General features: G+C 58.2%; 21 protein-coding genes and 1 tRNA gene. 5 read left to right on the top strand and 17 right to left on the bottom strand.

Features of this window, described 5'->3' with window-relative positions:
- Positions 1 to 281 precede the first annotated feature (281 nt).
- Positions 282 to 1907: a glucan biosynthesis protein D gene (locus AB3226_RS19885; RefSeq protein WP_367374296.1), complete on the top strand. Its 1626-nt coding sequence runs from the start codon at positions 282 to 284 to the stop codon at positions 1905 to 1907.
- A 205-nt stretch (positions 1908 to 2112) separates the two neighbouring features.
- Here AB3226_RS19885 and AB3226_RS19880 read toward each other — a convergent pair whose 3' ends face one another.
- From AB3226_RS19880 to AB3226_RS19870, 3 genes are all read right to left on the bottom strand, one after another.
- Complete coding sequence (locus tag AB3226_RS19880) at positions 2113 to 3219, bottom strand: NADH:flavin oxidoreductase/NADH oxidase (RefSeq protein WP_367374295.1); 1107 nt, start codon at positions 3217 to 3219, stop codon at positions 2113 to 2115.
- A 268-nt stretch (positions 3220 to 3487) separates the two neighbouring features.
- Positions 3488 to 5197 carry a single-stranded-DNA-specific exonuclease RecJ gene (gene recJ, locus AB3226_RS19875; RefSeq protein ID WP_367374294.1) on the bottom strand — a complete coding sequence of 570 codons (1710 nt, stop codon included), beginning with the start codon at positions 5195 to 5197 and terminating at the stop codon, positions 3488 to 3490.
- Between the two features lie 66 nt (positions 5198 to 5263).
- Positions 5264 to 5806 (bottom strand): YaeQ family protein, encoded by a 543-nt coding sequence (locus AB3226_RS19870; RefSeq protein WP_007897614.1) that lies wholly within the window; start codon positions 5804 to 5806, stop codon positions 5264 to 5266.
- A 147-nt stretch (positions 5807 to 5953) separates the two neighbouring features.
- Between AB3226_RS19870 and AB3226_RS19865 the strand changes: the two genes are divergently transcribed.
- A complete protein-coding gene (locus AB3226_RS19865; protein WP_367374293.1) occupies positions 5954 to 7153 on the top strand; it encodes a CaiB/BaiF CoA transferase family protein in 1200 nt (399 codons plus the stop codon).
- Complete coding sequence (locus AB3226_RS19860) at positions 7134 to 8060, top strand: TIGR02285 family protein (protein WP_367374292.1); 927 nt, start codon at positions 7134 to 7136, stop codon at positions 8058 to 8060. The genes AB3226_RS19865 and AB3226_RS19860 overlap by 20 nt, the downstream gene beginning before the upstream one ends.
- A 170-nt stretch (positions 8061 to 8230) precedes the next feature.
- Here AB3226_RS19860 and AB3226_RS19855 read toward each other — a convergent pair whose 3' ends face one another.
- The 13 genes from AB3226_RS19855 to queA form a co-directional block, all read right to left on the bottom strand.
- Complete coding sequence (locus AB3226_RS19855) at positions 8231 to 8518, bottom strand: DUF3509 domain-containing protein (protein ID WP_367374291.1); 288 nt, start codon at positions 8516 to 8518, stop codon at positions 8231 to 8233.
- 236 nt (positions 8519 to 8754) lie between these two features.
- Positions 8755 to 10110 carry a transporter substrate-binding domain-containing protein gene (locus AB3226_RS19850; protein WP_367374290.1) on the bottom strand — a complete coding sequence of 452 codons (1356 nt, stop codon included), beginning with the start codon at positions 10108 to 10110 and terminating at the stop codon, positions 8755 to 8757.
- Positions 10111 to 10243: 133 nt separating this feature from the next.
- Positions 10244 to 11668: a threonine synthase gene (gene thrC, locus AB3226_RS19845; RefSeq protein ID WP_367374289.1), complete on the bottom strand. Its 1425-nt coding sequence runs from the start codon at positions 11666 to 11668 to the stop codon at positions 10244 to 10246.
- Between the two features lie 66 nt (positions 11669 to 11734).
- On the bottom strand, positions 11735 to 13039 hold the full coding sequence (locus AB3226_RS19840; RefSeq protein ID WP_052964768.1) for a homoserine dehydrogenase: 1305 nt from the start codon (positions 13037 to 13039) through the stop codon (positions 11735 to 11737).
- 133 nt (positions 13040 to 13172) lie between these two features.
- Positions 13173 to 13904 carry a bifunctional protein-disulfide isomerase/oxidoreductase DsbC gene (gene dsbC / locus AB3226_RS19835; protein WP_123719896.1) on the bottom strand — a complete coding sequence of 244 codons (732 nt, stop codon included), beginning with the start codon at positions 13902 to 13904 and terminating at the stop codon, positions 13173 to 13175.
- Positions 13905 to 14186: 282 nt separating this feature from the next.
- On the bottom strand, positions 14187 to 15083 hold the full coding sequence (gene xerD, locus AB3226_RS19830; RefSeq protein WP_019651849.1) for a site-specific tyrosine recombinase XerD: 897 nt from the start codon (positions 15081 to 15083) through the stop codon (positions 14187 to 14189).
- Positions 15084 to 15235: 152 nt separating this feature from the next.
- Positions 15236 to 16657, bottom strand: coding sequence for a group II intron reverse transcriptase/maturase (gene ltrA / locus AB3226_RS19825; RefSeq protein ID WP_367372100.1), 1422 nt, complete (start codon positions 16655 to 16657; stop codon positions 15236 to 15238).
- A gap of 481 nt (positions 16658 to 17138) precedes the next feature.
- Positions 17139 to 17693: a glycine zipper 2TM domain-containing protein gene (locus tag AB3226_RS19820; RefSeq protein ID WP_038979087.1), complete on the bottom strand. Its 555-nt coding sequence runs from the start codon at positions 17691 to 17693 to the stop codon at positions 17139 to 17141.
- Positions 17694 to 17814: 121 nt separating this feature from the next.
- Positions 17815 to 18729, bottom strand: coding sequence for a protein translocase subunit SecF (gene secF, locus AB3226_RS19815; protein ID WP_367374288.1), 915 nt, complete (start codon positions 18727 to 18729; stop codon positions 17815 to 17817).
- 9 nt (positions 18730 to 18738) lie between these two features.
- Entirely contained in the window at positions 18739 to 20607 is a 1869-nt protein-coding gene (gene secD / locus AB3226_RS19810) for a protein translocase subunit SecD (RefSeq protein ID WP_367374287.1), read from the bottom strand.
- A 63-nt stretch (positions 20608 to 20670) separates the two neighbouring features.
- Positions 20671 to 21006, bottom strand: a complete 336-nt coding sequence (gene yajC, locus AB3226_RS19805; RefSeq protein ID WP_008014002.1) for a preprotein translocase subunit YajC — start codon at positions 21004 to 21006, stop codon at positions 20671 to 20673.
- Between the two features lie 43 nt (positions 21007 to 21049).
- On the bottom strand, positions 21050 to 22165 hold the full coding sequence (tgt, locus tag AB3226_RS19800) for a tRNA guanosine(34) transglycosylase Tgt (RefSeq protein ID WP_162130630.1): 1116 nt from the start codon (positions 22163 to 22165) through the stop codon (positions 21050 to 21052).
- Between the two features lie 14 nt (positions 22166 to 22179).
- A complete protein-coding gene (queA, locus tag AB3226_RS19795; protein WP_367374286.1) occupies positions 22180 to 23244 on the bottom strand; it encodes a tRNA preQ1(34) S-adenosylmethionine ribosyltransferase-isomerase QueA in 1065 nt (354 codons plus the stop codon).
- A gap of 107 nt (positions 23245 to 23351) precedes the next feature.
- On the opposite strand from queA, the gene AB3226_RS19790 reads away from it, so the two are divergent.
- Both AB3226_RS19790 and AB3226_RS19785 read left to right on the top strand, forming a co-directional pair.
- Positions 23352 to 23436 (top strand) — tRNA-Leu (locus tag AB3226_RS19790).
- Positions 23437 to 23600: 164 nt separating this feature from the next.
- Entirely contained in the window at positions 23601 to 23930 is a 330-nt protein-coding gene (locus tag AB3226_RS19785) for a hypothetical protein (RefSeq protein ID WP_367374285.1), read from the top strand.
- Positions 23931 to 24030: 100 nt separating this feature from the next.
- On the opposite strand, the gene AB3226_RS19780 is transcribed toward AB3226_RS19785, so the two are convergent.
- Positions 24031 to 25440, bottom strand: a complete 1410-nt coding sequence (locus AB3226_RS19780; protein WP_367374284.1) for an SH3 domain-containing protein — start codon at positions 25438 to 25440, stop codon at positions 24031 to 24033.
- Between the last annotated feature and the right edge of the window lie 361 nt (positions 25441 to 25801).

Genomic DNA, 25801 nt, shown 5'->3' with positions numbered 1-25801 from the left:
AATTAAATCGGCGCTGAAAAGCGTTTTTAGAGTAATTAGTCGAAAAAAGCAGATATGCCCTATAAATCAGAAAGTGCTGTGAGAAACGTTACCTGAAATGTCTTGTTTCATTGCCGCGCTGTCGCGGTGCCATCAATCATTTTTGCTCTGCAACCGAACGGTTTAAAGTATTTGGCATCTCTTTAAGGTCCGTTGCGTTTGGCCAAGGCATGTCCGAACCGATATTTCTGATCCAGCACGTGCCAGGAACGGCGCGGGATTGTTCACGACAGGTTGTACTTATGCACCGCAGGAATTTGCTCAAAGCCTCAATGGCCATCGCGGCTTACACCGGTCTCTCGGCCACCGGCTTATTGGCGACACACGCCTGGGCTGGCAGCAGCACCGCTGATGGCGACGCTGTGGCGTTCGACTTCGAAGCGCTGAAGAGCCAGGCCAAACAGCTCGCCGGCAAGCCTTATCAGGACACCAAACAGGTGCTGCCGCCGACCCTGGCGACCATGACGCCGCAGAACTTCAACGCGATCCGCTACGATGGCAATCACTCGCTGTGGAAGGACTTGAAAGGTCAACTGGACGTGCAGTTTTTCCACGTCGGCATGGGTTTCAAGCAGCCAGTGCGCATGTACAGCGTCGATCCCAAGACTCGACTGGCGCGCGAGGTGCATTTCCGCCCGTCGCTGTTCAACTATGAAAAAACCACCGTCGACACTAAACAGCTCAAGGCCGATCTGGGCTTTTCCGGATTCAAGCTGTTCAAGGCCCCGGAGCTGGATCAGCACGACGTGCTGTCGTTCCTCGGCGCCAGCTATTTCCGCGCGGTAGATGCCACCGGCCAGTACGGTTTGTCGGCTCGCGGCCTGGCGATCGATACGTACGCCAAGAAGCGCGAAGAATTCCCGGACTTCACCAAGTTCTGGTTCGAAACACCGGACAAGGACAGCACCCGCTTCGTGGTTTATGCCTTGCTCGATTCGCCGAGCGCCACTGGCGCCTACCGTTTTGACATCGATTGCCAGGCCGAGCGTGTGGTGATGGAGGTCGACGCCCACGTCAATGCCCGCACCGCCATCGAGCAACTGGGCATCGCGCCGATGACCAGCATGTTCAGCTGCGGCACCCATGAGCGGCGCATGTGCGACACGATTCACCCGCAAATCCACGACTCCGATCGCCTGGCCATGTGGCGCGGCAATGGCGAGTGGATCTGCCGCCCGCTGAATAACCCGGGCACCCTGCAATTCAATGCCTTCGCCGACACCGATCCGAAAGGCTTTGGCTTGGTGCAGACCGATCACGAGTTCGCCAATTATCAGGACACCGTCGACTGGTACAGCAAGCGCCCGAGTCTGTGGGTAGAACCTACAACCGCGTGGGGCGAAGGCTCTATCGATTTGCTGGAAATTCCTACAACCGGTGAAACCCTGGATAACATCGTCGCGTTCTGGACGCCGAAAAAACCGGTCGCGGCCGGGGACTCCCTCAATTACGGCTACAAGCTCTATTGGAGCTCCCTACCACCGGTGAGCACGCCGCTGGCGCGGGTCCACGCGACCCGTTCGGGCATGGGCGGTTTCATTGAGGGCTGGGCGCCGGGCGAGCATTACCCGCAGGTCTGGGCGCGACGCTTTGCCGTGGACTTCACCGGCGGCGGTCTGGACCGCTTGCCCGAAGGCGCGGCGATCGAGCCGGTGGTGACCTGCTCGAACGGCGAAGTGAAGGACTTCAACGTGCTGGTGCTGGATGACATCAAGGGCTACCGCATTACTTTTGACTGGTACCCGACCAATGACAGCGTGGCGCCGGTGGAGCTGCGGTTGTTCATTCGCACTAATGACCGGACGTTGAGTGAAACCTGGTTGTACCAGTATTTCCCGCCGGCGCCTGATAAGCGTAAGTACACCTGACGGTAAGTGGGTGCCTGAACCGGCCCCTTCGCGGGCAAGCCCGCTCCCACAGTGATGGGGCTGTTCACAAAATTTGTGTACGCCGCCGATCCTTGTGGGGGCGGGCTTGCCCGCGAAGGCGGCAGGACAGCCGATAAACCTCTCGACACAAAAATGCAAAAGCCCCGGTCAACACGACCGGGGCTTTTTGGTTTTACAGCGGCATTCAGTCACGCAAATCCGATTCATGAATCGGCTGGTCACGATGGGTTGCCCGATGATATTGCGCCGGCCAGATAGCCTTGTTCCCGCCCAGATCGTCATCGGCATGCAGCGGCCAATACGGATCACGCAACAACTCGCGCGCGAGGAAGATGATGTCGGCCTGACAGGTACGCAGAATGTGCTCGGCCTGAGCCGGTTCGGTGATCATTCCTACGGTGCCGGTGGCAATGCCTGACTCCTTGCGTACGCGCTCGGCGAAACGGGTCTGGTAACCGGGGCCTGTAGGAATCTCGGCGTTTACCGCCGTACCGCCCGATGAGACATCGATCAGGTCCACGCCCAGATCTTTGAGGCGTCGCGCCAACTCTACGGTTTCATCAGGGTTCCAGCCATCCTCCACCCAATCGGTGGCGGACACCCGCACAAACACCGGTAATTCTTCTGGCCACACCGCACGCACCGCTTCGGTAACTTGCAACACCAGCCGAATTCGATTCTCGAACGAGCCGCCGAACTGATCGCGTCGCTGATTGCTCAGGGGTGAGAGAAATTGGTGCAACAGGTAACCGTGGGCGGCGTGTACTTCGACCACTTTGAAACCGGCGGTCAGTGCCCGTTTGGCCGAATCGACGAAGGCCTGAATAACGTCGGCGATCTCGCCCTCATCGAGCTGTTTCGGTGGTGTGTGCTGAGGGTCGTAAGCGATCGGCGAAGGGCCGACCGGGATCCAGCCGCCGTCTTCCGGCTTGACGCTGCCATGCTTGCCGAGCCACGGCCGATGCGTGCTGGCCTTGCGCCCGGCGTGGGCCAACTGAATGCCGGCAACAGCGCCCTGGGCGGCGATAAAGCGGGTAATACGTTGCAAGGGTTCGATCTGCTCATCGTTCCACAGACCGAGGTCCTGGGCGGTGATGCGCCCGTCGGCGGTGACCGCCGTGGCTTCGGTAAATACCAGCCCCGCCCCGCCGATGGCACGGCTACCGAGGTGGACAAGATGCCAGTCATTGGCCAGCCCATCCACGCTGGAATACTGGCACATCGGTGACACCGCAATGCGGTTAAGCAAGGTCAATTGACGAAGGGTATAGGGTTCAAGCAGCAGACTCATGGGGCACCTCTCGAATCAGTGGGCAGGCTCCAGGGTTCTGTTTGAATAGTCGACGAGTGACAGGAAAAAGGTGCAGCACCCGCCCCCGCGGGCAAAAAATTCGACAAAACGTCACAAGGATAATCAAGCAGTGCTTAGAGCCTAGTCGACATCGGGGGATCAGGGAGGGTTCAGAGAGATTCGGTGTGAGGGAAATCGCTTTCGCGGGCAAGCCCGCTCCCACAGGGTTTGCGCAAATCCTGTGGGAGCGGGCTTGCCCGCGAAGGGCTTAACGCGGTTCGATGTGGGCAATCATCAACTGAACGGTCTCGTTCCCACGGAACTCGTTGAGGTCGAGTTTGTAGGCCAATTCGACCCACTTGATGGTCGGATTCGGCCAGATATCACGGTCGATACCGAAGGCAATGCCGTCCAGCTTCACCGAACCGCATTCACTTCTCAGCACCACTTTCAGGTGCCGTTCACCCACAACACGCTGCTCGACCAACTGGAACACCCCGTGAAACAGCGGCTCCGGAAAGTGTTGCCCCCATGGCCCGGCGTGGCGCAGGGCGCGGGCCAGTTCCAGGTGAAACTCTTCGACAGCCAAAGTGCCGTCCGACAGCAGGCGCCCGGTCAAATCTTCTTCGCGCATTTGCCTACGCACTTCGGCGTCAAAGGCCTCGGCAAACAACGGAAAATTCGCCTCTGGCAACGTCAGGCCGGCCGCCATGGCGTGGCCGCCGTATTTGCTGATCAGGTTCGGATGCTGCGCCGCGACCACGCTCAAGGCGTCGCGAATATGAAAACCCTGAACCGAACGCCCCGAGCCCTTGAGCATCCCGTCACCTGCATCGGCAAAGGCAATAGTCGGACGGAAATAGCGCTCTTTCATACGCGACGCGAGGATTCCGATGACGCCCTGGTGCCACTCGGGATCGAACAGGCACAGGCCGAACGGCATCGATTCCACTGGCAAATCCTTGAGCTGGGCCAGCGCCTCACGCTGCATGCCTTGCTCGATGGATTTGCGGTCCTGGTTCATGCCATCCAGCTGAGCGGCCATTTCACGGGCAGCGCCCGCGTCTTCGGTGAGCAGGCATTCGATGCCCAGGCTCATGTCATCCAGACGCCCCGCCGCGTTCAGGCGCGGGCCAACAATGAAACCCAGATCGGTAGAGGTAATGCGCGAATGATCACGTTTGGCCACTTCAAGGATCGCCTTGATCCCCGGCCGCGCGCGCCCGGCGCGAATCCGCTCCAGGCCCTGATGCACCAGAATCCGGTTGTTGGCATCCAGCGGCACTACGTCGGCGACGCTGCCCAGCGCCACCAGGTCCAGCAGTTCGCCAATGTTCGGCTGCGGCTTGCTCTCGTACCAGCCCAGGCTGCGCAAGCGCGCGCGCAGGGCCATCAGCACATAGAAGATCACCCCGACACCGGCCAGGGCTTTGCTCGGAAACTCGCAACCCGGCTGGTTCGGATTGACGATGGCATCGGCCAACGGCAGTTCATCGCCGGGCAAGTGGTGATCGGTGACCAGCACCTTGAGCCCGGCCTTTTTCGCCGCTGCCACGCCTTCGACGCTGGAGATGCCGTTGTCCACGGTGATCAGCAGTTGTGGCTCGCGGGTCAGCGCCACTTCGACGATCTCCGGCGTCAGGCCATAGCCGTACTCGAACCGGTTCGGCACCAGATAATCGACATGCGCCGCGCCCAACAGGCGCAACCCCAGCATGCCCACGGTACTGGCCGTCGCACCATCGGCGTCGAAGTCGCCGACGATCAGAATCCGCTGACGTTGCTCGAGGGCCGTCACCAGCAAATCCACCGCCGCATCGATGCCTTTGAGCTGCTGATACGGAATCAGCCGCGCCAGGCTCTTGTCCAGTTCAGCCTCGGACTGCACGCCACGCGCCGCGTAAAGGCGGGTCAGCAGCGGTGGAATATCACCGAGGAATGGCAGGGTGTCGGGCAACAGGCGAGGTTCGATGCGCATGGGGTGACAGGTGCTTCTCTTGAATACGTAGGATAAAACCGGGTAACGCGGTTCAACGGCGAATAATCAGCCGCGTTCGCCGCTCAGCCATTGCAACTGGACTTCGTGCTGACCACGGTCGTCGGTGACGAAAATCGTTCCTTCGCTGATCATCACATCCCACTTGATAACGCGCGGCATGTCCTTGGCCAGGGTTTCCAGCACTTCCTGAGGCACAGCGGCGATGTGAACGTTTTTCAGGTTTTTGATCGCCGGGATCACTTTGGTTTCCCAGACACGCAGGCTGCCGTAAGCCAGCAGGCTGGTGCGCTCGGTGCGGCGCGAGCACCAGGTCAGGCGATCGGCGTCTGGCTGGCCGACTTCGATCCAGTGCAGGACACGATCATCCAGGCTCTTTTCCCACAGCGCTGGCTCATCCACGTCTGACAGACCGCGACCGAAGGACAGCTGCTCGTTGTACCAGAAGGCGTAGGCCAGCAGCCGCACGGTCATGCGCTCTTCGGTTTCCGAAGGGTGACGGGCGATGGTCTGCTTCACGCTCTCGTAGACGCTGCGGTCGAGGTCGGTGAGGTTCAGTTCAAACTTGTAGGTCGTGGACGGCTGGGCCATGAACGGGCTTCTTGATACGAGGAAAGGCGGCAAGTCTAACCGATGCAACAGGCAATCAACGAATTGAAGGCGATCAACTTTGGGCTATGGACGTCGGCCTATGTTAAAACTCTGCATCCGCTCAGCCTTTGTCCTACAGGATTCAGCATGCCGTTTTCCAACAAACCGCTCTCCGGTCTGAAAGTCATCGAATTGGGTACGTTGATTGCCGGGCCGTTTGCCTCGCGTATTTGCGGCGAGTTCGGCGCCGAAGTGATCAAGATCGAGTCCCCGGATGGCGGTGACCCGTTGCGCAAATGGCGCAAGTTATATGAAGGCACTTCGCTGTGGTGGTTCGTTCAGGCGCGGAACAAGAAGTCTTTGACCCTGAACCTGAAACACCCGGACGGCCTGGCGATTCTGAAACAGCTGCTCAGCGAAGCCGACATCCTGATCGAGAATTTTCGCCCCGGCGTGCTGGAAAAGCTCGGCCTGGGCTGGGAAGTCTTGCACGCACTGAACCCGAAACTGGTGATGGTGCGGCTCTCAGGCTTTGGCCAGACCGGGCCGATGAAAGATCAGCCGGGCTTCGGTGCGGTCGGTGAATCGATGGGCGGCCTGCGTTACATCACCGGCTTCGAGGACCGGCCGCCGGTGCGCACCGGGATTTCCATCGGTGATTCGATTGCCGCGCTCTGGGGCGTGATCGGCGCACTGATGGCTTTGCGTCATCGCGAGGTCAACGGCGGCTTGGGCCAAGTGGTGGACGTGGCGCTGTACGAAGCAATCTTCGCCATGATGGAAAGCATGGTCCCGGAGTTCGACGTGTTCGGCTTCATCCGCGAACGTACCGGCAACATCATGCCGGGCATCACGCCCTCCTCCATTCACACCAGCGCCGACGGCAAACATGTGCAGATCGGCGCCAACGGCGATGCGATCTTCAAGCGTTTCATGCTGATCATCGGTCGCGAAGACCTGGCCAACGATCCTGTGCTGGCCAGCAACGACGGACGCGATAGCCGTCGCGACGAGATTTACGGGGTGATCGATCGCTGGGTCAACTCTCTGCCGCTGGACGCGGTGATCCAGCAATTGAATCAGGCCGACGTTCCCGCCAGCCGGATCTTCAGTGCTGAAGACATGTTCAGCGATCCGCAGTACCTGGCCCGGGAAATGTTCTTGCAAGCCAAGCTTCCCGACGGCAAGGACTTCAAGATGCCCGGCATTGTGCCAAAACTCTCTGAAACACCCGGCAGCTCCGAATGGGTCGGGCCGCAGCTGGGTGAACACAATGCGCAAGTACTCCACGACCTTGGCTACGACTCGGCACAGATCACACGGTTGCGTGAAGACGGGGCCATCTAAGCTGAAGCGCCTACTTTCATCAGCCCTTAATCACGTGTGCCGATGGCGTGCACTGGTGATTTTCGGGCTGATGTCAGGGCTGATACCACCGGCCCTGGCGCAACCTAAAGAGCATTTGTTCTGGCTGCTGCGCGATCTGCCGCCCGTGACGATCTTCGAAGGTCCGAAAAAAGGTCAGGGGGTTATCGATCAACTGATGCCGTTGTTGATCGCCGGCATGCCGCAATACGAACACACCCTGATGCGGGTCAATCGCGCCCGTGGCGTGCAAATGCTCCATGAAAAATCCTTTACCTGCGACCCTTCGCTGATCTGGAGCGAGGAGCGCGAACAATGGATCGCCTTTTCCATTCCGGCTTTCCGGGCGGTTAGCAATGGGCTGGTGATTCGACGTGAGGATCGGTCGGTGCTGGAGCCCTTTCTCATTGGCGATGAAGTCGATTTGGCAGCACTGTTGGCCAGCCGTCGAGAGAAAGTCGGTGTAGTGGCCGAGCGCCGTTACGGTCAGTTCCTCGACACGCTGCTGCAACAGGCGCCGCCCGGCGTGCTGGCGCCTCACTACGGCAACAACGCCCTCGGCAGTCTGTTGCAGATGCAGCGCCTGGGTCGTTTGCAGGTGGTCTTGGGTTACTGGCCGGAAATCCGCTATCAGGCTCGTCAGGAAAATATTACCGATGAGCAATTAGAGTTTTATCCGATCAAAGGCACGGGCAAATACTTGTCCGGGTACATCGGTTGCTCGAATACGCCCCAGGGGCGACAGGCAATCAGTGAAATCAATAAGCTATTGCGCGCCCTGCCCCGCGAGCGCCTGGACCCGCTGTACGCCGACTGGCTCGATCCGCAAAGACGCAAGGACTACCTGGAAGAAACCAGGGCCTTTTTCGAGCGTCAGGCCGCGCAGTGACAAATCGCGGGCAAAAAGAAACCCCGAGAAGTGGGGAGACGACTCGGGGTTAAACGTGGCCTACATAAAGACCAGTAGCAACAAGCTACAAGCACCGGAGCACAATGCTTGATCCTGCTGTTACATGGTCTGACTGACCTTGGCGCAGGAAGGTTCCCACAAAAAACAATTCAATTTCGGCTGGCCAGGATCTTGTCCTGAGCAGCATTGCGCAACGCCGCGATGACACAGGGCTCCAGGCGTCCTTCAGCGATCAGCACGTCGCGGTGCAGCCCGTCGACGACATCCGTCAGCAGACGTTTATCGGTTAACTGGACCTGATTGAACGTCCGTTCGACCACGATAGTGCCGCTCGTACTCTTCAGTGTCACCAGGCATTCGCCATGGGCACCTGATGGGGTCAACTTGACCTGATACGGGCTCAGAGCCTCACCGAGCAATAGACTGATACTTTCCATCTCGATCACCACTCAATAGTCCGAAAACAAAGTGCCTGGGGCGTGTCCACAGTAAATGACCACAGGCCCGAGAAGAAAGTTCTGGATTCCAACGGCAGGCGCACCGGCGCCTCTGGTAGTTAGAGCATGCACGGTAAAGATGACAGTAAAAAAACAGCTGATTCACGCTTAATGCCAGTCAGTTAAGTGAAGGCCAAGACCTGTGGCGTCCTTGTTTCACTGACTGGCATTACCCTTCACACCTGCCTTGTACGCTTGTCGATATCGCTCCATCCGCCCAGCAGTCCTCGCAATTGACCGTCCGCACTGTAGAACGGCACCGTCCACTGGTAGATGTCCCTGACGCCATCCTTGAACATCAACTGACGCTCGCTGAAGCGGGTCTTGCGAGTACCGAGCTGAATCATGAACTCGGCGTGCAGCTGTTCGGCGGTCTCTTTGGGCAAGACATCGAGTTCGATCAGTTGTCGCCCCTGAACCTGGTCGAAACGGGTCGACAAGCGCTCCTCATAACTTTTGTTGCACATGATCAGACGCCCTTCCAGATCACGCACGAACATCGGATCGGGCATGGCGTCTATCAATGCGTGCTGGAATGCGAGCTGGTCATTAAGGTCTTTTTCGGCGCCTCGCCGTTGCTCGATCAGCGCAGCGAGCCGACGGTTCCAAAGCAACGAAAGCAGGCCGAACAGGCTAGCGATGAACACTCCCCAGCAACCCCACTGAGTTATCCGTTGCCAAGCCGAGGGCGCATGTACAGGCGCAATTCCGTTCAGCCATTTCAACCGCATGGCGCGTAGCTCGGCGGGTGGAAATGCCTCCAGCGCCTTGTTGAGGATGCTCAACAACTGCGGCTGTCCTTTGCGGACCGCCAAATGGTCAGCCTCCCATTTGCCCTCCATCGCATGCCCTACCTTGAGCCGGCCCAAGGGATAAAGCTGCGCTCCGATTTCGTTCTCAATGGTGGCGTAGGCCTCGCCACTTTCCACCAGCGCCCGGGCTTCAGCGTAGGTTTTGACCGACCGCAGCTCGATCGCCGGGTAGTCACGACGAATCGTGCTCTCCAAGGCGTGCCGGGCGGGCAACACCAGAACTCTTTTCGACAGTTGCTCCAAAGACTGTAACGCTGGTGTGCCGGCCAGTCCCACGAGTACCCAACCCGCTCCGCCGAACGCATGGCTGAAATCCAGAAACACTTTGCGCTCGTCATTTACCGCCAGTGTCGTGCTCATGTCCGCCGCCCCGCTCTCCAGGCGCTTGAGCATTTGATCGGAAGAAAACGACTCTTCATGGATGAACCGCAGCCCGGTCATGGCGCTGATTCGGTCGAGCAGATCGTTGTTCAAACCGCTCCAGTGACCGCGCTCATCCTTGAACAGGTACAACGGATACTGTGTTGACGCGACGATAACCATCGGATGCTCAGCAATCCATTGCTGCTCCTGAGCGTCCAGCTCAATGCGCGCGATGGCGGCTGATTCCCTGGATTCATGCGTCGCCAATTGTGCGGCCGTTACCCATTGCCCCAAGCCCAGGGCGCCCAGCAAAAACATCCAGCACACGGCTGGTCTAAACCCTCTAAAAAACAGCATTGCCACTTCCTTGGTGATCGTCTCGCCCGTCCTTCATGGGCGGCTCTTCTTTTACGAAACCCGACAAGTGTGGCATGCAGAAATGAGAAAGCCCGTCAGGAGACGGGCTTCAAAATGTGACAGCTTTTACCGGTTACAGCGGCTTGCCGCGGTTGCCATGCTGACTGACAAAGGCCTGCACGGCTTTCAGGTCGTTCGGCAATACGGTGCAACGCTCATCTCGCTCAAACAAATCAGAAAGATGTGCAGGTAGTTCGAGCGCTTTTCCTACGCCAGCTTTTTCCACTGCGTCCGGGAATTTGACCGGATGGGCCGTGCCGAGGATCACCATCGGGATATCCAGGCTGCGACGGCATTCGCGCGCGGCCTTCACGCCGATGGCAGTGTGCGGATCCAGCAGCTCGCCGGTTTGCTCGAAGACTTCGGCAATGGTTTCGCACGTTTGGGCGTCGTCCACGGCTAGCGAATCGAACAGTTTGCGTGCCTCGGTCCAGCGTTCTTCTTCGACACTGAAACCGCCGCCCTGCTTGAAGGTGTCCATCAAGCCGGCAATCGCCGCGCCGTTGCGACCGTGCAGGTCGAACAGCAGGCGTTCGAAGTTCGACGAGACCATGATGTCCATGGACGGCGACAGCGTGGCGTGCAGGGTTTCCTTGACGTACTGATTGCCGCTCATGAAGCGGTGCAGGATGTCGTTGCGGTTGGTGGCGACGATCAACTGGTTGATCGGCAGGCCCATGTTGCGCGCCAGGTAACCGGCGAAGATATCGCCGAAGTTGCCGGTCGGCACCGAGAACGACACCGAACGCGCCGGGCCGCCCAATTGCAGGGCTGCGTGGAAGTAGTAAACGATCTGGGCCATGATCCGCGCCCAGTTGATCGAGTTCACCGCCACCAGGCGCGTGCCCTTGAGGAAGCTCTGGTCGGCGAAGCTGGCCTTGACCATTTCCTGGCAGTCATCGAAGTTGCCTTCGATGGCGATGTTATGGATGTTCTCACCGAAGATGGTGGTCATCTGGCGACGCTGCACTTCGGACACACGGTTGTGCGGGTGCAGGATGAAGATGTCGACGTTTTCGCAGTGCTTGCAACCTTCGATCGCCGCCGAACCGGTGTCGCCGGAGGTAGCGCCAACAATCACCACGCGCTCGCCGCGCTTTTCCAGCACGTAGTCGAGCAGACGCCCCAGCAGTTGCAGGGCGAAGTCCTTGAACGCCAGGGTCGGGCCGTGAAACAGCTCCAGTACCCATTCGTTGCCATTCAGCTGACGCAGTGGTGCCACGGCGTTGTGGGAAAACACGCCCTGCTCTGATGAAGAATAGGTTTCTTCAAGAATTTTTTTGAAATCGGCATCCGGAATACTGCCGCCAACGAATGGGCGCATCACCCGGAAGGCCAGCTCGTGATACGGCAGGCCGGCCCAGGAAGCGATTTCTTCCTGGGTGAAACGTGGCAGGTTTTCCGGGACGTACAGACCGCCGTCGGTGGCGAGACCGGCCAGCAGGACGTCTTCGAAATTCAGGGCCGGTGCCTGGCCGCGGGTACTGATATAACGCATGACTGGCTCCAATAGACAGTGTTCGCAATGCCGGGCCCGCGTGCGAGCCCGGTGAACGATAACGGCTTAGTTCAGGTGCTCGACGCGGATCCGTACGACCGGGCCGACCACGCCTTCCAAGGCTTCCAGGGCGGTGATCGCGTCGTTCATGTGCTGTTCCAGCACACGGTGCGTCAGCAGGATCATTGGCACCAGACCGTCATGCTCTTCGACTTCTTTCTGCATGATCGATTCGATGTTGATGCCGCGCTCCGACAGGATGCTCGCCACCTGAGCCAACACACCCGGATGGTCCTTGGCCTGAATGCGCAGGTAGTAGGCGCTTTCGCAGGCTTCGATCGGCAGGATCGGATGAGCCGATAGCGAATCCGGCTGGAAGGCCAGGTGCGGTACGCGGTTTTCCGGGTCGGAGGTCATGGCGCGAACCACGTCCACCAAGTCGGCGATCACCGACGAAGCCGTCGGCTCCATGCCGGCGCCGGCGCCGTAGAACAGGGTCGAACCGGCAGCATCGCCGTTGACCATCACCGCGTTCATCACGCCGTTGACGTTGGCGATCAAGCGATCGGCCGGGATCAGCGTCGGGTGCACACGCAGCTCGATGCCGGCCGCGGTGCTGCGCGCCACGCCCAGGTGCTTGATGCGATAGCCCAGCGCTTCGGCGTAGTTCACGTCAGCGGTGGTCAGCTTGGTGATGCCTTCGGTGTAAGCCTTATCGAATTGCAGCGGAATGCCGAACGCGATGGACGCCAGGATCGTCAGCTTGTGGGCTGCGTCGATGCCTTCGACGTCGAAAGTCGGATCGGCTTCGGCGTAACCCAGGGCTTGCGCCTCGGCGAGTACGTCTTCGAAGGTGCGACCCTTCTCACGCATTTCGGTGAGGATGAAGTTGCCGGTGCCGTTGATGATCCCGGCTACCCAGTTGATGCGGTTGGCGGACAAACCTTCACGGATCGCCTTGATCACTGGAATGCCGCCGGCCACGGCCGCTTCGAACGCCACGATGACGCCCTTCTCGCGAGCCTTGGCGAAAATTTCATTACCGTGAACGGCAATCAGTGCCTTGTTCGCGGTGACCACATGCTTGCCATTCTCGATGGCCTTGAGTACCAGCTCGCGGGCAACGGTGTAGCCGCCCATCAGCTCTATAACGATGTCGATCTCAGGGTTCGTGGCCACTTCGAACACATCGTTGGTAATCGCAATACCGGTCGTCTGGAACTGAGGCTTTGGCGTGCGCATGGCAATTTGTGCCACTTCGATTCCACGCCCGGCACGACGAGCAATTTCCTCGGCGTTGCGCTGAAGTACGTTGAAGGTACCGCCACCGACGGTCCCTAACCCACAGATGCCTACTTTGACCGGTTTCACTGTGAACTCCCCATAAAACGGCCGACTCAAGGCCGGCCGTGAAAACAGCCGCATACCCGCGGCTCTCTATTAATGGCCCGACAATATTGCCGCCGAACCATGATCGTCAAAGGCTGACCATGACGATGCGAAATTATTTCGCGCCCAGTGCCAGTTTGGCGACTTGTGGCGCAGGCTGGTAGCCCGGAATGACCTGTCCGTCGGCCAAAACGATGGCCGGTGTACCGTTCACGCCAATCGACTGACCGAGGGCGAACTGTTTGGAAACCGGGTTCTCGCACTTGGCGGCCTTGATTTCCTTGCCATCGACCATTTTGTCCATGGCGGCTTTCTTGTCCTTGGAACACCACACCGCTTGCAGTTGTTCGTCACCCGGCGAGCCAAGGCCCTGGCGCGGGAATGCAACATAACGCACTTCGATACCCAGTTTGTTCAGCTCCGGCACTTCGGCGTGCAGCTTATGGCAGTACGGGCAAGTAGTGTCGGTGAAGACAGTGATGTGCGACTTGGTTTCGCCGATAGCCGGGTAGACCACGGTTTCAGCCACTGGAATGTTGTTGATCAGTTTGGAAATGCCCAGGCGCTCGGTCTTCTCGGTCAGGTTGACCGGTTTGCCGTCCTTGAGCTGGAACATGTAGCCCTGAACAACGTACTGGCCGTCGGCGCTGGCGTAAAGCACGCGGCTGCCCTTGAGTTTGACTTCGTACAGACCTGGCAACGGGCTGGCGGTGATGGTTTCGACCGGCACGTCGAGATTGAGGTTTTCCAGGCTTTTACGAATGGCTTTGTCGGCCGCGTCATCGGCGACGGCAAAGGTGCTGACCAACGCAATGGCTGCGGCGGCGAAAATCTGGGTCAGACGCATGAGAACTCCTGAAGGCGGACAAATGGGACGATCAGAACACCCGTGCCGAAACACCGGGTCATAACCGCCCATCGTACAAACCGGCAAAGCCTACCACATAAGGCCCCTGTGGCGAGGGGGCTTGCCCCCGTTCGGCTGCGCAGCAGTCGTCAATCCTCACGCTTCGATCCATATATCGGATAGAGATCGCCAAAGAGGGGCTGCTTCGCAACCCATCGGGGCGGTGCGGCGTTCTGACAACCCCCCTCACCACAGGTCAGCATTTCCATTACAGGAGCTGCGCTAGCCGCGCGGGTGATGTTTGGCATGCAGGTCCTGCAAGCGTGCGCGGGCGACGTGAGTATAGATCTGGGTAGTCGAAAGATCGCTGTGGCCGAGCAGCATTTGCACCACTCGAAGGTCGGCACCGTGGTTGAGCAGGTGCGTGGCGAAGGCATGACGCAGAGTATGCGGCGACAGCGACTTGCCGATCCCGGCGACCTTGGCCTGGTGCTTGATGCGATGCCAGAAGGTCTGGCGGGTCATCTGTTCGCCGCGAAGGCTGGGGAACAGCACATCGCTGGGACGTCCGCCCAGCAACTCGCCACGAGCGTCGCGCATGTAGCGCTCGACCCAGACAATCGCCTCCTCGCCCATCGGCACCAGCCGCTCCTTGCTGCCCTTGCCCATCACCCGTAGCACGCCCTGGCGCAGGTTGACCTGTTCCAGCGTCAGGCTGATCAGCTCCGTCACCCGCAAGCCACAGGCATAAAGCACCTCAAGCATGGCGCGATCACGCTGACCGATAGCTTCGCTCAGGTCTGGCGCGGCCAACAGCGCTTCCACATCGGCTTCCGACAAGGATTTAGGCAACGGCCTACCCAGTTGCGGCATATCGACGCGCAAGGTCGGATCGACAGCGATCAGCTTTTCCCGCAGCAAATAGCGATAGAAGCCACGCACACCAGAGAGAAATCGCGCAGTAGAACGGGGTTTGTAGTTTTGCTCCAGGCGCCAGGCCAAGTGATCGAGGATCAACTCGCGCCCGGCGTTGATCAGCTCCAGACCCTTCTCCTGCAACCAGCCGTTGAACAAGGCCAAGTCACTGCGATAGGCATCGCGGGTGTTATCGGAAAGGCCTTTTTCCAGCCACAGGGCGTCGAGGAACTGGTCTATCAGGGGATGATCGATGGCAGGCATGGGGTCTCAGACAGGCAGGCGTAAGGCCGCGGAAAATGAAGAGTCTTTCATAGCACGTTGGCGCTGACACATAAAATTGAGATCGAGTAGGAGGCGGATTTACATCCGCCGTCCTCTCACACCACCGTACGTACGGATCCGTATACGGCGGTTCAAGCTATGCGGCTAAGCCGGTTTATCGTATCCAGTACCGAGACCAACCCAAGTTGATCCCATAGCTTCTTCGGCAGCGCCTGATTCATATGAGATGCTCCCGAGCTCCACCATGGGCCTCGGCCATTGAAGGCTGATTTGCAGGCGCGAGCTTCGCTAAGCCCCAGGCGCATCAAGTTACGTGCCCTCGTTGAGGGCCGCTTCCATTGACGCCAGACGACGCAGCGAAGTTTGCGCCGCACCCAGCCGTCAATTTCCTCAAGTGGCCGTTTGCTCTGACTGAGCTTGAAGTAGCCTGCCCACCCGCGCAGTACAGGGTTTATCCGTTCGATGACATTCGCCATCTTGTGGCCCCGCGCCCCGCGCAGCAGGTCTCTTAACCGGTCGCGCAAGCGACCCAGACTCATCGTCGCCACTCTCAGCCTCGGTTGCTGATGCCAGCTCATCCCATAACCCAGATAGTCGCAGACCCAAGGCCGTGCTACGTGGCTCTTTTCCCGGTTCAGCGTCAGTTTCAGGCGCTGATTCAGGAAACGCTCAACACCGGCCATCACCCGTGTGCCAGCTCGCTGGCTGCGCACATAGATGTTCGCGTCGTCGGCATAACGCACGAAGCGATGGCCTCGCCGTTCAAGTTCGCGGTCGAGTTCGTTGAGCAGGATGTTCGACAGCAACGGCGAGAGCGGGCCGCCTTGCGGCGTCCCTTCCTGCCGTCGGCTGACGAGTCCGCCCGACATCGTTCCCGCTTCGAGGTAACGACGGATCAGCGTGAGCACACGCTTGTCTTCGATTTGACGCGCCACGTAGGCCATCAGGACATCGTGGTTGACCCGATCAAAGAACTTCTCGAGATCAAGTTCCACGCACCAGCGGTGACCCGCTGCCACGTGGCCGCGAGCGGTTTCGATGGCTTGGTGAGCGCTTCTACCCCGACGAAAGCCGTAGCTGTAGTCCGAGAACAGAGGATCGAAGATTGGCGTGAGCTGTTGCAGCAGTGCCTGTTGGATCAAGCGATCCACGACGCTGGGAATACCCAGTTGCCGTGTTCCACCTTTGGGTTTGGGGATGTCAACGGCGCGTACACCCTGCGGGTGATACTCGCCGGCCAGCAACCTCACCTTGAGGGTCGGCCAGTACTGTTTCACGTAGTCCGCCAAGTCGTCGACCGTCATGCCATCGGCACCCGGTGCGCCCTTGTTGCTGACCACACGTTGATACGCACGCCTAAGGTTGACCGGTGCAAGCACCCGCTCCATCAGCGTGTCCGGCTCCGCGTTCGTCCACGTCACAGACGCCGCCGATACCTGTGCGCTGTCAGCCGTCATCCTCGGATACTGTCCGGGACTCGGAGTAACAGTCTTCTCTTGGAGAACTTTCTGCATTTCGGTATTCAACGAGACTTTGACGCCTACTGGCGGCATAACTTGTTCAGCCCTTGGTGACGGGGTTATTCGCCACTTACTACGGCCTCGGCTGACTTCTGCACGTTCATCCCGTCGCCTCTCGACGCTCGGTAGCACTGTGGCAAACGTGCAGATCTCCCAGGGTAATTCGCGCGACCTTCCTGCTTATGCCTGTCGGATCTACGTCGCAGCGTCCCGTGCAAGTATTGGGCTTTAGGGAAACACGCCCCTTTACCCCGCTGCGCCGCCTCTATCCGCTTGCTGTTCGTCAGGCCAGCATTTTGCCTCGGGCTTCCTTCAGATTCGCGGTCACCCGCGACACCCTTGCCTCTGGCTAACACTTCCCCTTGCCGGGTGTGTAGAGGACTTTCACCTCCAAGTCACCAGCGAGGCCACCACAGCCAAGCTGGTTGCGCTTGCGCGCAACGCGCCATGCCTGGCGCACGCACAAAAAAAGCATCCCCTGCGGGATGCTTCTTTTTTGCGTGAGGCGCTCAGCTTATTGTTGAGCCGGTTCGTTCTGCCCCAGGATCAACTTGCCTTCCTTGTCGACCGGAATCTGGTTGCCCGGATCGCGATCCATCCGCACTTTGCCTTCCTTGCCATCCAGCGAATAACGAACGTCGTAGCCTACAACCTTGTCGCTGATGTCATTCACGGTGTTACAGCGGGTTTGAGTGGTGGTGTAGGTATCACGCTCCTGCATGCCTTCCTGCACCTTGTTACCCGCATAACCGCCGCCGACCGCACCGGCCACTGTGGCGATTTTCTTGCCTGTGCCGCCGCCGATCTGGTTGCCCAACAGGCCACCCGCCAGCGCGCCGACCACCGTACCGGCGATCTGGTGTTGATCTTTTACCGGCGCTTGCCGGGTTACTGCAACGTCCTTGCATACTTCACGTGGCGTCTTGATTTGTGTCTTGACCGGTTCAACGGCTAGAACTTGCGCATACTCAGGGCCGCTTTTTTTGACCAGGCTGTAGGTGGCAACAGCACCCCCGGCCGTCACACCAACAGCACCCAATACTGCACCAACCAGCATCGACTTGTTCACATGAACCTCCTGACCATCACATGCGGGACATGCCCGCGCTTCTCCCAGCCTTGGAGCATAAAAAAAGGCGCGAGTTCAATACTCGCGCCTTCTCGGCTTACAGCTGGAAAAGTGATAACCGTTATGGACGGTCGTCGACTTCCGTCTCGACCGCCGCAGCAGGAATCAGGTCCTCGCTGCTCAGGTTCAGCCAGATCAGCACCACGTTCGCGATGTAGATCGACGAGTAAGTACCCGCCAGAACACCGATGAACAGGGCAATGGAGAAGCCGAACAGGTTGTCGCCACCGAAGAACAACAGGGCCGCGATCGCCAGCAAAGTGGAGATCGACGTCGCCATGGTCCGCAGCAGGGTTTGCGTGGTCGAGATGTTGATGTTCTCGATCAGGCTGGCCTTGCGCAGTACCCGGAAGTTCTCACGAACCCGGTCGAATACCACGATGGTGTCGTTGAGCGAGTAACCGATGATCGCCAGCACCGCCGCCAGTACCGTCAGGTCGAAGGTGATCTGGAAGAACGACAGGATACCGATGGTCACGATCACGTCGTGGATCAAGGATACGATCGCACCGACCGCAAACTTCCACTGAAAGCGGAAAGCCAGGTAGATCAAAATGCCGCCCAGCGCCATCAGCATGCCGAGGCCGCCCTGATCGCGCAGCTCTTCACCGACCTGAGGGCCGACGAATTCGACGCGCTTGACCACCGCAGGGTTGTCGCCACCGACCTTCTGCAAGGCCTCGGCCACCTGATGACCCAGCTGCGGGTCTTCACCTGGCATACGCACCAGCAAATCGGTAGTCGCACCGAAGCTCTGTACGATCGCCTCGTGATAACCCGATGTAACCAGCTGCTCACGCACTTTGGTGACATCGGCCGGACGCTCGTAGGTCAGCTCGATGAGCGTACCGCCGGTGAAGTCCAGGCCCCAGTTCATGCCCTTGGTGGCGACACTGAACAATGCCAATGCCGTGAGGAACAATGTGACGCCGAACGCGAAGTTGCGAACGCCCATGAAGTTGATTGTACGTAACATGGCAGCCCCTTAAATCCACAACTTCTTGAAGTCACGACCGCCGAAGATCAGGTTGACCATCGCGCGGGTCACCATGATGGCCGTGAACATCGAGGTAAAGATCCCGAGGGACATGGTCACTGCGAAGCCTTTGACCGGGCCGGTGCCCATGGCAAAGAGAATCCCGCCGACCAACAAGGTTGTCAGGTTGGCGTCGAGAATCGCGGTGAATGCCCGGCCGAAGCCTTCGTTGATTGCCCGTTGCACAGTCATGCCCGCCGCGATCTCTTCACGTATCCGCGAGAAGATCAGAACGTTGGCGTCGACCGCCATACCCATGGTCAACACGATACCGGCGATACCCGGCAGGGTCAGCGTTGCACCCAGCAGCGACATCAAAGCCAGCAGCATCACCATGTTCACCGTCAACGCGACGGTGGCGATGAGGCCGAAGAAGCGGTAGATAGCCATGATGAACAGCGAGACAAACAGCATGCCCCACAGCGATGCATCGATACCTTTGGTGATGTTGTCAGCACCCAGGCTTGGGCCGATAGTGCGCTCTTCAGCGAAGTACATCGGTGCCGCCAGACCACCGGCACGCAGCAGCAGCGCCAGCTCGGACGATTCGCCCTGGCCGTTCAGGCCAGTGATGCGGAACTGGGCACCCAGCGGCGACTGGATGGTCGCCAGGCTGATGATCTTCTTCTCTTCTTTAAACGTCTGAACCGGTACGTCTTTCTCGACGCCGTTGATCACTTGCTTGGTGTAAGTGGTGACCGGACGTTGTTCGATGAAGATCACCGCCATGCTGCGACCGACGTTGCTGCGAGTCGCACGACTCATCAGCTCGCCACCGTGGCCATCCAGACGGATGTTCACTTCTGGCGTGCCGTGCTCGCCGAAGCCAGCCTTGGCGTCAGTTACCTGGTCACCGGTGATGATCAGGCCACGTTCGATCTGCGCCGCAGGACGATTGCCTTCACGGAACTCGAACGACTCGGAAGTGGCTTTCGAAGCGCCAGGCTCAGCCGCCAGACGGAACTCAAGGTTGGCCGTCTTGCCGAGGATACGCTTGGCTTCTGCAGTGTCTTGCACGCCCGGCAGCTCAACCACGATGCGGTTGGCGCCCTGGCGCTGAACGATAGGTTCGGCAACACCCAGCTCGTTGACGCGGTTACGTACCGTGGTCAGGTTCTGCTTGATGGAGTATTCGCGGATTTCCGCCAGCTTGGCCGGGGTCATCGCCAGACGCAGTACCGGTTGACCATTGAGGTCGGCCGGAACAATGTCGAAATCGTTGAAGTTCTTGCGAATCAGCGCACGCGCTTCTTCACGGGCTGCTTCATCAGTGAAGCCCAGCTGAATGGCACCACCCAGTTGCGGCAGGCTGCGATAGCGCAGACGCTCTTTGCGCAACAGGCTCTTGACGTCGCCTTCGTAGACTTTCAGGCGTGCGTCGAGGGCTTTGTCCATGTCCACTTCCAGCAGGAAGTGCACACCACCGGACAAGTCCAGACCCAGCTTCATCGGGTGCGCGCCAAAGCTGCGCAGCCATTGCGGAGTGGTTTGTGCCAGGTTCAGTGCAACGACGTAGTCATCACCCAATGCCTTGCGCACGACGTCTTTGGCTGGCAGCTGATCTTCAGCCTTGGTCAGACGGATCAGGCCGCCCTTGCCGCCCGCAGCCAAAGTGGCCGCCTTGACGTTGATCCCGGATTCCTTGAGCGCGGTGCTCACACGATCCAGATCAGCCTGAGTAACCTGCAGTGCAGTGCTTGCACCGCTGACCTGAATGGCCGGGTCATCAGGGTATAGATTGGGAGCGGAATAAATCAGACCGATCGCCAGCACCGCCAGGATCAGAATGTATTTCCACAGAGGGTATTTGTTCAGCATCACGCCGCCCGCTTATGACGCGGGGCGCCTTGCGCGCCCCGTCGATTGAGTAGAAGTTGAAACTTAGATCGCTTTGAGCGTGCCTTTTGGCAGCGTGGCGGCGATGGCGCCTTTCTGGAATTTCATTTCGACGGTGTCGGAGACTTCCAGAACAACGAAGTCGTCGGAGACTTTGGTGATCTTGCCGGCGATACCACCGGTGGTCACAACTTCGTCACCTTTTTGCAGGCTGCCCAGCAGGTTTTTCTGCTCTTTGGCGCGCTTGGCCTGTGGACGCCAGATCATCAGGTAGAAGATGACCAGGAAACCGACCAGGAAAATCCACTCAAAGCCGCCGCCCATTGGGCCTGCCGCAGGTGCAGCAGCGTCAGCCATGGCATTAGAGATAAAAAAGCTCATTTAGCACTCCAGTTGCAAATGTTGAATCTTGGGGTCAGAAAACTCAGTCCAAAGGCGGAACAGGTAACCCGCGTTTGGCGTAGAAGGCATCGACAAAGGCGGCCAATGTACCCTGTTGAATAGCCTCGCGCAAACCAGCCATAAGCACCTGGTAATGGCGCAAATTGTGGATGGTATTCAACATGCTACCCAGCATTTCGCCGCACTTGTCCAGATGGTGCAGATAAGCACGGGAGAAGTTCTGGCAGGTATAGCAATCGCAGGTCGGATCCAGCGGCGAATCATCATGGCGATGGAACGCGTTACGGATCTTCAGCACGCCTGTATCAATGAACAGATGCCCATTGCGGGCATTACGGGTTGGCATCACGCAATCGAACATGTCCACACCGCGGCGCACACCCTCAACCAGATCTTCCGGTTTGCCAACGCCCATAAGGTAACGAGGTTTGTCAGCCGGCATCTGGCCCGGCAGGTAATCCAGCACCTTGATCATCTCGTGCTTGGGCTCGCCCACCGACAGACCGCCGATGGCCAGGCCGTCAAAGCCGATCTTGTCGAGGCCTTCCAGGGAGCGCATGCGCAAATCCTGGTGCATACCGCCCTGAACGATGCCGAACAGCGCCGCCGTGTTATCGCCATGGGCGTTTTTCGAACGCTGGGCCCAACGCAACGACAGTTCCATCGATACACGAGCGACATCTTCGTCGGCCGGGTACGGGGTGCATTCGTCAAAAATCATCACGATGTCGGAGCCCAGATCGCGCTGGACCTGCATCGACTCTTCCGGGCCCATGAATACTTTGGCACCGTCGACCGGAGAAGCGAAGGTCACGCCCTCCTCCTTGATCTTGCGCATCGCGCCCAGGCTGAACACCTGAAAACCGCCGGAGTCGGTCAGAATCGGACCTTTCCATTGCATGAAATCGTGCAGATCGCCGTGCTTCTTGATCACTTCGGTGCCAGGACGCAGCCACAAGTGGAAGGTGTTACCCAGAATGATTTCCGCGCCGGTGGCGGTAATGTCCCGCGGCAACATGCCCTTGACCGTGCCGTAGGTGCCCACCGGCATGAAGGCCGGGGTCTCGACGGTACCGCGCGGGAAGGTCAAGCGACCGCGACGAGCCTTGCCATCGGTGGCAAGTAGCTCAAAAGACATGCGACTGGTGCGACTCATTCTGTTTCCTCTGGGCCTGTTTCTTTAGGGGCGGTAGGCGCGGGATTACGGGTGATAAACATCGCATCACCGTAGCTGAAAAAGCGGTATTCGTTGTCGACGGCGGCTTTATAGGCGGCCATAGTCTCGGGATAACCGGCGAACGCCGAAACCAGCATCAACAGCGTGGATTCAGGCAAATGAAAGTTGGTGACCAAGGCATCGACCACATGAAACGGCCGGCCCGGGTAGATAAAGATGTCGGTATCGCCACTAAACGGCTTGAGCACGCCATCGCGCGCGGCACTTTCCAGAGAACGCACGCTGGTAGTCCCCACCGCCACCACGCGACCACCGCGAGCGCGGCAGGCTTCGACTGCATCGACCACGTCCTGACCGACTTCCAGCCACTCGCTGTGCATGTGGTGATCTTCAAGCTTCTCGACCCGCACCGGCTGGAACGTGCCGGCACCAACGTGCAAGGTCACGAACGCAGTCTCGATGCCCTTGGCAGCAATCGCCTCCATCAGCGGCTGATCGAAATGCAGCCCCGCCGTCGGCGCCGCCACCGCGCCCAGGCGCTCGGCGTAGACCGTCTGATAACGCTCGCGGTCCGAGCCTTCATCCGGGCGGTCTATATAAGGCGGCAACGGCATGTGCCCGACGCGGTCAAGCAGCGGCAACACCTCTTCGGCGAACCCCAACTCGAACAACGCATCGTGGCGCGCCAGCATTTCGGCTTCGCCACCGCCGTCGATCAGGATCTTCGAACCCGGCTTCGGCGACTTGCTGGAACGCACATGCGCCAGCACGCGATGACTGTCGAGCACCCGCTCCACCAGAATTTCCAGCTTGCCGCCGGAAGCCTTCTGGCCAAACAGCCGCGCCGGAATCACCCGGGTATTGTTGAACACCATCAAATCGCCCGGGCGCAAATGCTCAAGCAAATCAGTGAATTGACGGTGTGCCAGGGCGCCGCTGACCCCGTCCAGGGTCAACAGACGACTACCGCGACGCTCGGCCAAAGGATGGCGAGCAATCAGCGAATCAGGGAGCTCAAAAGTAAAGTCAGCAACGCGCATGATGGGGTTCGTCTAGCAGGGCCGGGAAGTCTAGCGGAAATATCAAAAATTCTCCATGTACCTGATTGACCAACGGTTATCTCATCTCTATACTTCGCCGCCATTGAGCCCTGATGGCGGAATTGGTAGACGCGGCGGATTCAAAATCCGTTTTCGCAAGAAGTGGGAGTTCGAGTCTCCCTCGGGGCACCAAAATTAAGAAAGGTCTTGCTTTGCAAGGCCTTTTTTTTCGCCTGCAAGAAAGTACCTGACACCTACCGTCCCGTGTAGGAGCTGCCGAAGGCTGCGATCTTTTGATCTTGCTTTCCAACGCCACAACCCGAAACCGCTCGGCTAACGAATCAAGGATTCACACAATGGAATTGCCACTGGAAACCGTTGCCCTTTTCGCCTTCAAGCTGGCTTATGAGACGGAAGGTGAAAGCCCGATTCTGCGGGATGATCCGATCATGAGTGATTATGAGCGGGAGGTTTTTGGGTTGTTGGTGCGGCGGGGGGATGTTGAGGGGATTCAGTTTAGAGTGGCGCATTGTGCGGGTTTGGCGATGGAAGCTTTAGGCGGTGTTGATACGCCGCTGGGGCGTGAGCTGTATCGGTTATCTGCTGATTTCAGCAATGCACGGACGATGGAGCAGCTTGAAGCTCCGCTCAATACGCTCAAGAATTACTTGAAAGATATTCAGTGAATGAAGGGGACGGCCTAAAATCGGTAATGCCTGATAGGCGCACAGACGCAGGGGCCACGCCTTGACTGGAAACCGACTAATGGGTGCCCCCTTTTCTCGATCACTTCGAAGCCGATCGGACAAACTTCCTTGAGACCCACCCTTCGATTTCTAGCCCCTCATGCTTATAGATAACGAGTAACCAATCTCGGTTATCCGAATCGATTACTTCAAGAGTCGCGAACTTAGGAAGGGTTAAAATGACATCCCCTTTCATACTTGGTCCCTCGCGGAGGTTTACCCCTTCTGCCTTCGTCAAACGAAAGCTGTTCTTTAACTCTGCGGGCATATTGCACAAAGCATTACGCACGACCTTACGCGCCTGAGCTAGAGATTCGAATGTCTGGAGGCGCTGCTGCATATCGCATACTGATTCACGAAAGTCCTTCCACTTTGCCATTTCAGAATAGAAGGTATGCAGGGCGGCAAGAAACAAAATCAAAAAAGCCATTGCTTGGACAGTGAGTCTTTGAGTAGTGCTGTCGTCCTGCAGCGACTGAACAATTTCGGCCTCAACGTCCCTTGAACTCGAGCGAGCTTCAGCAATATCTAATTCAGCATGGCCTAGACCATCGAAAATCGTAGAACTCTCGCCTGCGCGCTCGTACTGCTCAATCAAAGATTCAATTTTTTTCGGGTTGGTTGATACCAGTAAATTGAAAATTGGAGACGACTGAAGAGTCTCATAACTCCCTAAAATTGATCCCAAAGAAGCAGACGATTGGTTCATATCTACTACCGCCATCATCGCTTTGAGCGAGTCCGATGGCTGTAACATTTTCTCCACAGCGGCCAATGCTGCTTGATACTTACGCGTGGGAGCCAGTACCTTTTCCACAGCGTCCATTTCTGCCTGATATTTACGTACGGGAGCCAGCCATTTCTCAACCGCCTCCATTGCAGCTTGGTATTTGCGCGTAGGAGCCAACACCTGCTCCATCGCATCCAGCGCTGCTTGGTATTTACGTGCGGGAGCCAACACCTTTTCTACCGCTTCCATCGCAGCCTGATACTTTCGCGTAGGAGCCAACCCTTTCTCCATCGCGTCCAGCGCTGCCTGGTATTTGCGTGCAGGTGCAAGCACCTTTTCAACCGCGTCTAAGGTTGCTTGATACTGACGAGTTGGGATCAACGCCTTCTCTATCGCATCCAGCGCGGTTTGATAGTTACGAGATGGGTGGAGCTCTTTTTCTGCCAGAGCCTTTGTGGCTTGACCCGCCACTGTTGTCCAAGCCAGTTTCTCCATTGAACCACCCACCCTTTGAAGTTCTGACGCTTGATAGCGTTTTTCGGCAGCCGGCGTAATGGCCTCGGTTGCTTGAAAAGCGGGAACTGGCGGATCAGTCTTATTGCGCACTGTCGGATCTGTGGGTAGTAAGACGGCAGTCGCTTCTGATAACGGTTGCAAGCTTCCAAGCACCTTCAGCTGCTCATCCGCAGGTTGCTGCTTACTACCTTCCTCGCGCGTCATCAAAGCGCTCCCGAAAGACTGAAAGAATTAGAAATCGCAGAGCCAAAGAGAGCTGTGCTGATGCGAAGCTTCCGCAGTATATGCAAGGTTGAGCGAAACAGTTCGCTACGCAGTAGCAAGCAAGCTGTATCCATTTGTTTAGAATACCTCTGCGGACCTATGGAACACTCCTGACTCCCTCGGGCACAAAAATTAAAATAAGTCCTGCTTTGCAAGGCCTTTTTTCGTCTGTAGAAAAGCGAACCGCCCCGCCGCCCCGTCCGAAGACGTCCCACGCACAGCTGCCATAACTCACGCTTGCTGGCATAAAAAAAGCGCCGGCAATCGTGATGGGGGCGCTGTAAGGTGCTGACGCGTGACC

The sequence above is a fragment of the Pseudomonas lini genome (assembly GCF_964063345.1).
GTDB lineage: Bacteria > Pseudomonadota > Gammaproteobacteria > Pseudomonadales > Pseudomonadaceae > Aquipseudomonas > Aquipseudomonas lini_B.
Note: the sequence above shows the minus strand (reverse complement) of the source record. Positions and strands in the feature narration are given on the sequence as shown.